A 13,473-nucleotide genomic window follows, 5' to 3' on the forward strand; every position below is an offset into this window, starting at 1 on the left:
GCATTGAGTAGCTTCCAGCGTGACAATGAAACTAGCGTGTATTATTTATAAGTTAGAGCCATAAAAAAAGGCACTATCGAATTTCTAGGAATTCGATAGTGCCTTTTTAATTGAAGCGTAATTCTACACCAAACAAATTTTTAATATAGTTATAAAGCCCTAATATGATAATAGCACAATGCAATTAGATATACTAATATACAATCGGAATCACTCTTTAATCGTTCCAATTCTATTGCTATAGAGCTTTGAGTGTAGCTTTCAGCATGACAATGAAATTACCTTGTATTATTTATAAGTTAGAGTCAAAAAAAAGCACTATCGAATTCCTAAGAATTTGATAGTGCTTTTTTTTGACTCTACTAATATACAGCCGCTATTATTTATTCGACAACCATCCTTGAGGATTTGTATAAGTTGTGTTTTGTAACAGCAGGAACTTGATAACTGTTTTACCAGTATCTCCATTAGTTCTCACTCTACCTAGATTTTGTTTGATGCTTACTTTATCTCCTTTACTAACTGACACAGTACTTAAGTTTTGATAGATGGTAAAATAATCTCCATGTTGTATCATTACCGCTTTATTTACCGGAGACAACACCATAATACTGGATACTTCTCCGCCAAAAACGGCTCTCGCATTAGCGCCTTCATTTGTGGTTATCTCTACTCCACTATTGTTAATTACCAAAGTATGATAAATAGGATGCGCTTGAGATCCATATCCTAATGAAATAAATCCTTTTTCGACAGGCCATGGAAGACTTCCTCTGTTTGCTTTAAAGCTATCAGCAATCAATTTATCTTCTGGTGTCAGCTCTATTCTAGAAGAAGAAACAGGCTTTTTAGCCACCGCAGCAGCAACTTCTTTAGGGCTCGCATTTGACTTTTCGGCTAATGCTCTCGCTTTTGCTTTCTCTAATGCGGCTTTTCTATTTGCTTCAGCAATTGCCTCCCGAATCAAACGGTCAATTTGTTTATCGATTGTTTTAGACTCTCTTTGTTTTTTTCGAATGTCAGATACTATTCTATTTTTATCTTTCTTAATCGAATTTACCAGTTTTTCCTGTTCTACTTTCTCCTTTACAAGACCTTCTCTCTCCTTTTTGTTTTCTACTAAAAGTTTTTGTTTGGCTACTTTTTGAACTTTTAATTTATCATTATAAGTAACCAGTTCAGTAGATTTTGATTTAATTTCTTCCCCTTGGTTTTTTCTGAAACTGGTATATTGTTTTAAATATTGTGCTCTTTTATAAGCTTGTAAAAAGTTCTCAGCCGAAAGTATAAACATCGCCCTACTTTGCTCTGAACGGCTTTTGTATGACTTTACAATCATCTGGGCATAATCTTCTTTAAGAACCTCAAGCTCTTTATTAAGCTTGTTGATTTTCATTTGATTAATATACATATCATTGGCCAAAAGCTTAGTTTGCTTTTCAGTAGTATTAATCAAAGTTTCCTTTAGTCTGATCTTGTTTTTTTGGATCACATACACATTCATCGCTGATTTTTCCTTTGATTGAACGCTTTTCAACATTTTCTCATTCTCTCTAATCTCCTTTTGGATTTCGGCTTTTCGTTGTTCTAACTTTTCTTGTTGAGAAGACTGACTCGACATCACAGAAGTCATGCATATAAACAGTAGGCTAAGGAGAAATTTTGGCATCTTAAAAATATATTTGTGCAAATTTACTTAATTATAATTCTATTGTAACCATTTGGAACACTATAAGGGAAAGAAAGTTCCTCATTGAAGGTTATATTATTGTACTCTAAATTAATTTCTGATTTCCCTTTGGGTTGAAACGTCTTAATTTCAACATTAGTTGGCAATTTTGACACCTTAAAATCCTTGATATTTGCATAAGCCACCTGAATCATTCTACCTTCGGCTGTTTGTGTGATTTCTTGTCTTTGAACAGTAAAATCGGCTGCGCTAATATAGAATGTTTTTTTTGTATTATCGTTTGCCAAATCATCCAATCGATACAGCTGTTCCACTAATGATTCTTTGTATTTTCCTTTTGTCAAATCATCCAAAGCTTCCCCTATCAACATGTTTTGAATCTTATTAAAATCCAAATCAGTACCGAGCCATTGACTCAAAGCGCTAAAATCACCTTCAAAATAAGTACCTTTTATTTTTTCGTAATAACTAACTGATGTTGGTGTAATACTTGCTTTAGCCATTGTTATTCCAAGAAAACGAACACTTACTAAAATTTGTTCGTCTTTTTTAATTTTGATTTCGGCGGTAACATTTTGCGTCTGTTTATCATCAGAATATCTGGCATTAGCCTTTATATATAATGTCGAAAAATCGCTTTTATTGTCATAGTGCTTTGCTATTATTTTATTTGCTTTTAAATAGGTCGCTGGCGTCGTGGCTTCTGTAACAACCGATTTTGATTTGCACGAGAATAGTAGAACAACTGCTAATAATGCTAAGAATTTATTCATTTTAATTTTATTATTTTAATAATTGATTGGCTTTGGAAAAATAGAAATCTTTTTTCTTTTGATCTCCCAAACCATGGTATGCTTCGCCAAGTTGTATGTTGAAGTTTATTTCTAATGCCTTATCCTCAACCAAATAATCCAGTCCCATTTCTAACATTTCCTTTGCTTTTTTAAACTGAGAAAGTTGGTTGTATGCTAATCCAGCATAATAATAAAACTGTGACTGAGCAGGAAATAAATCTACCATATCGATGGCTTTTTTTGCTGCTTTTGTGAAGTCTTTTGATTCTGTATATGCTTGAAGCAAAAGTAAATTCGTTTCTATATCTACATCCGCGTTTCTAGCATTTGCTTTTTCATAATACCCAATGGCTTTGTCCCATTGTTTTTTATTTTGATAAAACTTGCCTATTTCCTTGGCTACATTCACATCTGGATCAGCATCAAAATAACCAACAGCTTTTTCTAAATCAAGAGCAAACTGCGGATTTGCATTTACATAAATCAAGAACTCATTCAGAATTCGGTGTTTAATTTTAGAATCTATTTTGGCGCTAGCCAAAGCAATATTCATGGCGTTAATAGCCTTTTCTCCTTCATTTTTCTCTAAATGGTATTTGAACAAGCTGATTTGCTCCCATTCGGATGTGGGTATGGCTATTTCCAATTTTCGTGCCGTTTCCAACACTTTATCGGTTTCATTGTTTTTAGAATACAGATAAATCAGCGAAATATAGTTGGATTCCTCATTCGGGTATTTTTTAATTTGCTCAATTAAATTGGTAATTTCTGCGTTCTGATATTTCCCTTGGGACAAAATCTGAATTTTGTAGGCTTCCCTTCTATCCGACTTTCCAGAAGTTTCATTGAGTTCATTAATGAGATCTAATGCTTTGTCAAATTGACTCGTACTCATGTAGAGCGAGGTCAAGTCTTCCTTGAATTTAGCGTCAAATGGGATGAGTTTGTTGATCGTTTTTATGGCGCTGACGTAGTCCTTAGTTGCATAATCGACATCATACATTCCTACCCAAAACCATTTGTTTGTAGGGTCAATTTGTGTGGCATGTTCAAAGGCGCTGTAAGCCTTTTGATACTCTTTTAAAGCCAAGTAATTTTTTCCTAATTCGAAATGAATAGTAGCATTCTGAGGTTCGATTTTCAAACATTGCTCCAAAGCTATGATCGCTTTATCGTAGTTTTCGATTCCCTTTTGCTTTAAGGATTCATAAAAATAATCCTGAAACTTATCTGTATTTAACTTTATGTCTTGCGGTTCTGTTTGCGCCAATAGCAATGCTGAATTGCTTAGCAAAACAAGAAATAAAATACATAAAGCCGATTTTTTCATTGACTCCTTTTTTTAAATCGCAACAGCTCTGTTTAAGCTGTTGCAAAATAGTTGCTTGTATGTTCCCATTGAAAAACTTGACAACGGGGAAAAGACCTTATTCTAACACCGAATAATCGCCAATGCTAATGCTAGTAAATTCACCATTAAAACTGGCGTGATTCCCTATCATAGCATTGTCTAAATTAGCATTGCTAATGTGTGCATGTGTTTGTATCAAACTATTTTTAATAACACTCCCGGTAACATGAGAACCTTTTCCTAAAGAAACATTAGGCCCAACCGTTGAGTTAATTAAATATACATCTTCTCCAATATAGCAAGGTGGAATAATTATCGAATTGTCTAACCTTACATTTACCGCCACTAAATTTTTATCTTCTTTCTCTAAAAAACCTAACATTCTGGAATTCGTCTCCACGGTTACATTTTTATTACCGCAATCCATCCACTCGTCGACTTTACCAGGAACAAACTTCATTCCTTTTGCCATCATTTGTTTGATTCCATCATTAATTTGGTATTCACCACCATGGATAATGTTGTTGTCTAACACTAACTGTAACTCTTGTTTTAATATTGCGATATCTTTAAAATAATAAATACCTATTACTGCAAGATCTGAGACAAATTCTTTTGGTTTCTCAACTAATTCTACTATTTCGTTAGCTTCATTTAAATTGATTACACCAAAAGCTTCTGGCTGATCTACTTGTTTTACCCAAATAACACTATCAGCATCTTTGTCTAAATCGAAATCGGCACGAATTAAAGTATCTGCATATGCGATAACTGCTGGTCCGCTTAAAGAATCTTTGGCGCACATGATAGCGTGACCCGTTCCTAGAGCTTCGTTTTGGTAATAAATTGTTCCCTTAGCGCCTAATTTTTCTGCGATTTCGATTAATTCTTCTTCTACTTTTTTGCCAAAACTTTCATGAATGATAAAAGCTACTTCTTCAATTTCTTGATTTAGCACAGCTGCAATATCTTCTACTAGACGGTGAACAATTGGTTTTCCTGCAATAGGAATTAGCGGCTTAGGAATGGTTAAGGTATGAGGACGAAGGCGAGATCCACGTCCAGCCATTGGTACTATTATTTTCATTGTATTTTTCATTGCGAGGAACGAAGCAATCTCGTTCCTGATTGTTATTTTTTTTTAAACTAATTTTATTTCCCCATAAAGGATTAGGAAGCTTTACTTTACGCCCGTACTCCCAAAACCGCCTTCACCTCTAGAAGTTTCAGATAATTCCTGAACTTCAAACCAGTCCGCGCGTTCGTGTTTAGCGATAATCAGTTGGGCAATACGTTCACCGTTTTGGATCACAAAAGCTTCATTTGATAAATTTACTAAAATCACGCCAATTTCACCACGGTAATCAGCATCTATTGTTCCTGGGCTGTTTAATACTGTTATTCCGTTCTTGAAAGCCAGACCGCTTCTTGGACGAACCTGCGCTTCAAATCCTATTGGTAATTCGATAAAAAGACCTGTTTTAACGATTGTTCTCCCTAATGGCTGCAATGTTATTGATTCACTAAGATTTGCCCTTAAATCCATTCCCGCTGAAGCTATGGTCTCATAGCTAGGCAAAGCATGTTGTGATTTATTGATAATGTTTATTTTCATTTTTTATATTTTAATTTAGGGAGTGTTCATTAGTTTTCCCTTCAAATTGATTTTATTTCTTTAAAATTTTCATCAACATTTCTTTTTCATTGTGATAGATGAAATAAAGAAATGCGATTAATAAACTGATTCCAACATAATAATTTTCTCTGAATCCATAAAAGGATACGGCTGAAAAAAGTATCGATAGCGAGAGATAAGCTCCTATTTTCTTTAAATCGTATGGAATGGGATAGTATTTATTCCCTAAATAATAGGAAATAAACATCATACTTCCGTAAGCACCAATTGTTGCTATGGCCGAACCGTAATAACTCATTGTGGGAATCAACAAAAAATTTAATACCAAAGTGATTATTGCACCAACGATCGAAATATAAGCGCCAATGTAGGTCTTGTCTATTAATTTGTACCAAACCGAAAGGTTTGTATAAATCCCCAAAAAGAAATTAGCCAGAATAATCAAAGGCACAACTTTCATTGCAACCCAATAAGAGCTGTCTCGAATCATGAGCAGTTTAAAAAGATCAGCAAAAACGATAACTGCAAGTAATATAAAAGAGCCAAAAATGACAAAATATTTGGTCACCATAGCATAAGTCTGCGGTGCGTTTTTATCTGCGGCGTGACTAAAAAAGAAAGGCTCGATTCCTAAGGTATAAGCTGTTCTATACAAAACCATAAACAATCCCAGTTTGTAACAAGCCGAATATACTCCTACCTCTGCTTCGGCAATATTTGCTGGCAATAATTTTGATAATAGAATTTTGTCAAATTGCTCGTTGATGGCAAAGGCAATTCCTGCTACCATAATGGGCATTCCATAACGCATCATGCGCTTCCACAACTTAGTGTCTAGCTTCCAATTTAAATATACATAATCTGGAAAAAGCGCTACAAAAGTTAATAAGCTTGCGATTATATTAGCCAAGAATATATAGCCAATTTGAAAATTGTCGACATAAATAGATCGTAAAAATCCATGTGGATTTGCTTCGATTAGCATTGGGATGTATAACAAAAATAGAAGGCTGAGAATTAAGTTAACCAATACATTCCCAATTTTTATCGCCGCATAGACCATCGGTTTCTGGTAAGCTCTTAATTTTGAAAAGGGGATAATAACCAAAGCATCTAAAGCCAGAATCCAAATTGTATAAGATATGTACTGGGAATCGATTCCAGACCATGCTGCTAACGAATCTCTAAACAGCAACGCAATAAACAAAAAAGATATTGTGGTCCAAAAAATAGAAACCATAGAAGTTTCCAGTACCGCCTTTTTATCAGATTCCTTGTTAAAAAACCTAAAGAAAGCTGTTTCCATTCCATAAGCCAGAAACACGTTGATAAATATCATGTACGCGAATATAACTGACACTTTTCCATACTCTGCCTTTGGAAGCAAATCAGTATAAAGCGGAACCAACAAAAAACTAAACATTCTCGGTAAAACTGTTGCGAGTCCGTATATGGCTGTTTGTTTAAAAAGTCTTTTATATAATCCCAAAATGGTGCGTCTTATTAATATTTAGAAAACAAAAATAACTAATTCTTTGGTTTAATCCCTGATGGATTAGGATTCATTGGCCTTTCTTTAACTCCTTTGATTTTGTAGAAAAAAGTTTTCTCCTTATTTCTATATTCTAATACTGCTTCGGAGGGTTCCAATTCAAATTTTGGCTTCATAATAACAGGTACTTTGTTGCCATACTCCTTTGTAGAATCGCTGTCTAAAATTAAATCTTTGTTCAATTCAACTTCCTGAAAATGCGCAACAAAAGTGCGATCATTTTCCTTTTCGACAATAGCAGTTTGATTTTTGAAGTAAATTTTATCTAAAAAAGTTCCTTGCTCTATTGGATTATCTAACACAATAAAAAAATCGAATGCAACTTCAGCATCTCCTTGGTTGCTATTTATCTTTTGGAAATAAGTCGCTGTGATTTCTTGTGGAAAATACATTTCGTTATTCTGTTTTAGAGCACAAAAAGAAAGACTAAATGCACTCAAAATTAAAACCAACACTTTATAAATATAACTCATATTAATCTTTTTTATGACAATCCGCTTTCGTTTACTATCTTTAAAAAATGAAACCCTTTAGGAACATATCCTTGGTTATAATAAAACTTATGCGCAGTGAAGTTACTCGTAAATGCATCCAAAACAATCATGGTACAACCAGTTTCCTTAGCTATAACATCAATAGAATCTGTCATCATTTTACCAATGCCTTTTAAACGATGGTCTGGGTGCACAATAAAATTGTCGATTTCTAAATACTTACCTGACCAGAGTTTAGTTCCGGACCATAATCCAGAAAGTCCCACACAAATCTCTCCTTCAAAAACGCCGACTTGTGTATAATTATGCGGAATCATTTCGATGAGATAAGACTGGTACTTTTCCATTGTGAAGTTGGGATATAAATACTTAATAATCTCAAATTGAGCAAGCATTTCATCTATTATGGTAAGTTTTCTAATTTCTAGTTGCATTTTTTGGATTCTTTATTAAGATATAAAATTAAGCAAAAAAAAGAGCCAACAAATGTTGGCTCTTAGATATTTAAAAAAAATATTTTTTATCCATTCAACGCTTCTGCTCCACCAACGATCTCTAAGATCTCATTAGTAATTGCAGCTTGACGGGCTTTATTATAAGTCAATTTTAATTGATTTCTCAACTCCGTTGCGTTATCAGTTGCTTTGTGCATAGCAGTCATACGAGCACCATGTTCTGAAGCAAATGAATCTCTTATTCCTTTGTACAATTGTGTTTTCAATGATTTTGGAATCAAAGTCAATACAATTTCTTCTTTCGAAGGCTCAAAGATATAATCACCAGGAGTAACGTTTAAATTACTTTTTAACGGTGCTAATGGTAAAAACTGTTCTACTTGAACAATTTGTGTGGCAGCATTTTTAAATTGGTTATAAATCAACTCAATTTTATCATATTCACCAGATAAAAATTTCTCTGTCAAAGTATCTGCGATTGCAGCTACATTATCAAAAGTTAAATTATCAAAAACTGAACTTTGATTATCAACTACACTATTTGTTTTAACTAAAACATCATTTCCTTTTTTACCTATTGCAAAAATATCAACTTGTTTTCCTGAGTAATACTCCGAACGAATTTTAGCTGCCTTAATAACATTCGAATTAAATGCACCACATAAACCTCTATTTGAAGTAATAGCAACAACTAATACTTTTTTAATTTCACGTTGTGTCGTAAACTCATCACCTACACCACCTTCAAGTGTCGAAGATAGATTTTGTAATAATTCCGTCAATTTTTCGGCATAAGGACGCATCGCTGTGATTGCATCTTGTGCTTTCTTTAGCTTTGCTGCAGAAACCATTTTCATTGCCGATGTAATTTGCATCGTCGATGAAACGGAAGTAATTCTATTACGGATTTCCTTTAAATTTGCCATCTTTATTTATTGTGAAAAGCGAGAAATGAAAAGTGAATAGTTTAGAACTACTCACTTTTCACTATTCACTAGTATTAGTTATATTTTGCTGAGATTTCTTTTGCTACATTCTGAATTACATCTGTAATTTCATCTGTAAGCTTACCTGCTTTTAAAGCATCTAGAGTAGCTCTGTGTTTGTTGTTAAGGAATTCCAAGAAATCTTTCTCGAATTCTTTAACTTTGTTCACAGGAACATTTTTCAAAAGATTTTTTGAACCAGCATAGATAATCGCAACTTGATCTTCAACTGTATAAGGATCGTTCAAACCTTGTTTCAAGATTTCAACATTTCTTCTTCCTTTTTCAATTACATTCAAAGTAACTGCATCTAAGTCAGAACCAAATTTAGCAAACGCTTCCAATTCACGGAATTGTGCTTGATCTAGTTTCAAAGTACCTGCTACTTTTTTCATTGATTTAATTTGTGCATTTCCTCCAACTCGAGATACCGAGATACCTACGTTAATTGCAGGACGTACTCCAGAGTTAAACAAATCTCCATCAAGGAAAATTTGACCATCTGTAATCGAAATTACGTTTGTTGGAATATATGCAGAAACGTCACCAGCTTGAGTTTCAATAATTGGTAAAGCAGTCAATGAACCACCACCTTTAACAATTCCTTTGATAGAATCTGGTAAATCATTCATGTTTTTAGCAATTCCGTCATCAGCGATAACTTTACAAGCACGTTCTAATAATCTACTGTGAAGGTAGAAAACGTCTCCAGGATATGCCTCACGTCCCGGTGGTCTTCTCAATAAAAGAGAAACCTCACGGTAAGCAACAGCTTGTTTAGATAAATCATCATAAACAATTAGAGCTGGACGACCTGAATCTCTAAAATATTCTCCAATTGCAGCACCTGCCATAGGAGCATATACTTGCATTGGAGCTGGATCAGAAGCATTTGCAGCAACAATAACTGTATAAGCCATTGCACCTTTTTCTTCTAACATTTTAGCGATTCCTGCTACAGTTGAAGCTTTTTGCCCAATTGCAACATATATACAAAATACAGGTTTTCCTGCATCGTAAAATTCTTTTTGATTTAAAATAGTGTCAATACAAACAGTTGATTTACCTGTTTGACGGTCACCAATAACCAATTCACGTTGTCCACGTCCAACAGGTATCATAGCATCTACTGCTTTTATTCCTGTTTGTAATGGTTCAGTAACTGGTTGACGGAAGATAACTCCAGGAGCTTTTCTTTCCAAAGGCATTTCGTATAAGTCACCACCGATTGGTCCTTTTCCATCAATAGGAAAACCAAGTGTGTTTACTACACGTCCTACCATTTGCTCTCCCACTTTAAGAGAAGCGATACGTTGTGTTCTTTTTGCAGTAGAACCTTCTTTGATTCCTGTTGATGGTCCTAAAAGTACCACACCAACATTGTCTTCTTCAAGATTCAATACAATAGCTTCTAAACCATTGTCAAATTCTACTAACTCACCGTATTGAACATTCGAAAGCCCGTAAATACGAGCAATACCATCTCCAACTTGAAGTACTGTTCCTACTTCTTCTAGCGTAGCGCCAGATTCAAAACCTTCTACTTGCTTTCTTAATATTGCTGAAATTTCAGCAGGTTTGATTTCCGCCATCTTAATTTATAATTTAGACACTTAAATGTGCAATAAAACTAGTTACTTAATTCTTTTTTTAATACTTGTAAACTGTTAGCTAAAGAAGCATTATACTGCTTGTCACCAATTCTTAAAATAAATCCTCCAATAATCGACGGGTCTATTATGTTTACTATTGTAATCTTTTTATCTGAAAATTCCTTTATTTTAGCAGAAACTTTTGCTTCTAATGCAGAATCCATAGGAGTTGCAGTAGTTACTTTTACTAACTGTAAACCATTACTTTCATCTGAAAGAGCGATATATTGAGAAACAATTTCCTCTAAAATTTCAAATCTTTTGTTTTCGAATAACAAACGGAAAAGACTTTTGATCAATCCTGTTGTGTTTGCAAAAACTTCTGTCAAAGCACTTTCTTTAACACTCACAGAGATTGTAGGATTTTGAATAAAATTATTCAGTTCCTCATTTCCCTTAATTGTTGAAGAAATTAAAGCCATGTCTTTATAAACCTCTTGCTCATTTCCTGCAGAAATAGCTAAGTCTAAGAATGCTTTTGCATAACGAATTGCTGCTCTAGTTCCTGACATAATTTTAGTTTAATTTTACGGCACCTAACATTTTCTCAACTAATTTAGTTTGAGCTTCTTTATTAGATAATTCCTCTTTCAATAATTTCTCTGCGATACTCAATGACAACGTAGAAACATGAGATTTCAATTCAGCCATAGCTGCATTTTTCTCAGATTCAATAGCTGTTTTTGCTTGAGCAATCATTCTAGCGCCTTCTGCTTGTGCATCAGCTTTAGAATCAGCAATCATTTTTTCTCTCATATCACGCGCTTCTTTTAATAAAGAATCACGTTCCATTCTAGCTTCTTGTAAAATGCGTTCGTTGTCAGCAGTTAAATTCTGGATTTCTCTACGGGCAGACTCTGCAGATGCTAAAGCATTGTTAATCGATTCTTCACGACCTTTTACTGCTCCCAAAATTGGTTTCCAAGCAAATTTTCTCATAAGTAGAAAGAAAACAAAGAAAATGATCGACGTCCAAAAAATTAAACTCTCCGGTGCTGTAAAATTCATATGTATATATTTAAAATAATTTTTTTGTTTTAGAAATAAAAACTCCCTGTAGCCAACCGCTACAGGAAATTTTAATTTTTAATTACTTTGCAATTAAAGCAACAACTACTGCAAAAAGTGCAACACCTTCAATAAGTGCAGCAGCGATAATCATAGCAGTTTGGATTTTTCCAGCAGCTTCTGGCTGACGAGCTATTGCATCCATTGCAGATCCACCAATTTTTCCAATTCCAAGACCTGCTCCGATTACAGCTAATCCAGCTCCGATTCCAGCTAATACCATAATAATAAATTTATATAGTTAATAATTAATAAAACACATGTTAATGATGATCGTGCTCTGCTACAGCTTGACCAATGAATAATGCTGATAACAACGTAAACACGTATGCTTGTAACGCCGCAACTAACATTTCTAATACACTCATAAATAAAACGAATGCTCCAGAGATAGGAGAAACCCATGCCGTTTCAAATATAAAGATTAAGGAAACTAAACTTAAGATAATAATATGCCCCGCAGTGATGTTAGCAAATAAACGAATCATCAATGCAAAAGGTTTTGTCAATATTCCAATGATCTCAACAGGAATCATAATTGGGTATAATGCTTTTGGTACTGGCGGAGTAAAAATATGCCCCCAATAATCTTTATTCCCACTTAAAGAAGTAACAATAAATGTAATGAAAGCCAATACAAAAGTAAAGTATATATTTCCAGTTAAGTTTGAACTAAAAGGGAAAAACGGAATCAAACCAATAAGATTGTTAATCCAAATAAAGAAAAAGATAGTCAGTAAATACGGCATATACTTAGCGTATTTTTTTTCACCAATATTTGGTCTCGCAATATCATCTCTAACAAAAATTACTAATGGTTCAATAAAACCAGCAATCCCTTTAGGTGCCATTTTATTATTGTTGTAAGAACGTGCAACCGCTAAAAACAATAGGAATAAAATAATTACCGAAATAAACATAGAGAAAACATGTTTTGTGATAGAGAAATTCAAAGGACGCGTATCAAATTCAAAAGCACCGTTTTTTCTTTGATCTTCTGTTAAATTTTCAAATTTATCAGCGTAAAAGATTACCTCATTAAAACGAACTAAATTTTGACCGTTTACAGAAACAACATGTTCTCCAGAATTATCGTGGTGAAATTCTTCTGATGAGAAGATCTCTAAACCGTTATCTGTCCATAAAATTACTGGCAAATAAAAAGTAATAGGATGTCCACCCCAGTCTGCGACATGAAATTCATGCGAATCTCCAATATGAGAATTAATTAAATCTGTAGCGTTAAATTCCTTTTTTTCTTGTGTTACTGGAGCACTGTGTTCTGCAACAGCTTCATTAACAACAGAAATACTATCAATGACAGGATTTGCAAATCCAAAGTAAGGAATACCGGCTAGTAAAGCAACTAATAAGAATCGAACAGGTTTATTTGAAAATACCATTATTAAATTGTGTGTCTAATTTTACGTTTTAAACTTTTTTGCAAATGTACATAATTTATTCACAATTGAAAATATATCATTTTGTTTTTAATCGTTAATTTCCAATTATAGAAATTTGATCTAAAAAAAACAGCCTTTATTGTTTATTTATAAGGCGAATCGCGAATAAAGTTTCGAAAAACAGGAATAAAAAATAAGGAATAAAAAATGCACTTACGTCTGGAACCTGACTTTTAAGGTCTGCTTGTAGCAAAGGGATTAGGAAAACAATAGCCGCCATCATCTTAATTAGGCTAAATCCCATAAAAGCAAAGCCTGTTTTATCAGGAAAAGTTTTATTGACAAAAATTAGAAAACTATAACTACACAAGGTAATTACAAGATGAAAAACA

General features: G+C 33.8%; 14 protein-coding genes. All 14 read right to left on the reverse strand.

The features are described from left to right. Positions 1-379 precede the first annotated feature (379 nt). The 14 genes from FQU23_RS03880 to atpB all read right to left on the reverse strand — a co-directional run bounded on the left by FQU23_RS03880 (position 380) and on the right by atpB (position 13,081). On the reverse strand, positions 380-1,669 hold the full coding sequence (locus FQU23_RS03880; RefSeq protein WP_165425721.1) for a murein hydrolase activator EnvC family protein: 1,290 nt from the start codon (positions 1,667-1,669) through the stop codon (positions 380-382). Between the two features lie 23 nt (positions 1,670-1,692). After that, complete coding sequence (locus FQU23_RS03885) at positions 1,693-2,463, reverse strand: DUF4292 domain-containing protein (protein WP_147672665.1); 771 nt, start codon at positions 2,461-2,463, stop codon at positions 1,693-1,695. Positions 2,464-2,473: 10 nt separating this feature from the next. Further along, positions 2,474-3,814, reverse strand: a complete 1,341-nt coding sequence (locus FQU23_RS03890; protein WP_147672666.1) for a tetratricopeptide repeat protein — start codon at positions 3,812-3,814, stop codon at positions 2,474-2,476. 97 nt (positions 3,815-3,911) lie between these two features. Beyond that, on the reverse strand, positions 3,912-4,922 hold the full coding sequence (locus FQU23_RS03895; RefSeq protein WP_147672667.1) for a sugar phosphate nucleotidyltransferase: 1,011 nt from the start codon (positions 4,920-4,922) through the stop codon (positions 3,912-3,914). A gap of 93 nt (positions 4,923-5,015) precedes the next feature. Continuing rightward, positions 5,016-5,450 carry a dUTP diphosphatase gene (gene dut / locus FQU23_RS03900; protein ID WP_147672668.1) on the reverse strand — a complete coding sequence of 145 codons (435 nt, stop codon included), beginning with the start codon at positions 5,448-5,450 and terminating at the stop codon, positions 5,016-5,018. A gap of 52 nt (positions 5,451-5,502) precedes the next feature. Further along, on the reverse strand, positions 5,503-6,960 hold the full coding sequence (locus tag FQU23_RS03905) for a lipopolysaccharide biosynthesis protein (RefSeq protein ID WP_147672669.1): 1,458 nt from the start codon (positions 6,958-6,960) through the stop codon (positions 5,503-5,505). Between the two features lie 38 nt (positions 6,961-6,998). Continuing rightward, positions 6,999-7,496, reverse strand: coding sequence for a hypothetical protein (locus FQU23_RS03910; RefSeq protein WP_147672670.1), 498 nt, complete (start codon positions 7,494-7,496; stop codon positions 6,999-7,001). A gap of 11 nt (positions 7,497-7,507) precedes the next feature. Further along, positions 7,508-7,951, reverse strand: coding sequence for a GNAT family N-acetyltransferase (locus tag FQU23_RS03915; protein ID WP_147672671.1), 444 nt, complete (start codon positions 7,949-7,951; stop codon positions 7,508-7,510). An 86-nt stretch (positions 7,952-8,037) separates the two neighbouring features. After that, on the reverse strand, positions 8,038-8,898 hold the full coding sequence (atpG, locus tag FQU23_RS03920; RefSeq protein ID WP_147672672.1) for an ATP synthase F1 subunit gamma: 861 nt from the start codon (positions 8,896-8,898) through the stop codon (positions 8,038-8,040). 74 nt (positions 8,899-8,972) lie between these two features. Next, the gene (gene atpA / locus FQU23_RS03925; RefSeq protein ID WP_132109270.1) at positions 8,973-10,550 is read right to left on the reverse strand and encodes a F0F1 ATP synthase subunit alpha; all 1,578 of its coding nucleotides are present in this window, start codon (positions 10,548-10,550) and stop codon (positions 8,973-8,975) included. Between the two features lie 38 nt (positions 10,551-10,588). Continuing rightward, on the reverse strand, positions 10,589-11,122 hold the full coding sequence (gene atpH / locus FQU23_RS03930) for an ATP synthase F1 subunit delta (protein WP_147672673.1): 534 nt from the start codon (positions 11,120-11,122) through the stop codon (positions 10,589-10,591). A gap of 4 nt (positions 11,123-11,126) precedes the next feature. Then, complete coding sequence (locus tag FQU23_RS03935; RefSeq protein ID WP_132109272.1) at positions 11,127-11,618, reverse strand: F0F1 ATP synthase subunit B; 492 nt, start codon at positions 11,616-11,618, stop codon at positions 11,127-11,129. 82 nt (positions 11,619-11,700) lie between these two features. Beyond that, positions 11,701-11,901 (reverse strand): ATP synthase F0 subunit C, encoded by a 201-nt coding sequence (atpE, locus tag FQU23_RS03940; RefSeq protein ID WP_031453874.1) that lies wholly within the window; start codon positions 11,899-11,901, stop codon positions 11,701-11,703. A gap of 40 nt (positions 11,902-11,941) precedes the next feature. Then, positions 11,942-13,081, reverse strand: coding sequence for a F0F1 ATP synthase subunit A (atpB, locus tag FQU23_RS03945; protein ID WP_147672674.1), 1,140 nt, complete (start codon positions 13,079-13,081; stop codon positions 11,942-11,944). Positions 13,082-13,473 lie beyond the last annotated feature (392 nt).

The sequence above is a fragment of the Flavobacterium sp. XN-5 genome, from assembly GCF_008033395.2.
In the GTDB taxonomy this organism is placed as follows: Bacteria; Bacteroidota; Bacteroidia; order Flavobacteriales; family Flavobacteriaceae; genus Flavobacterium; species Flavobacterium hiemivividum.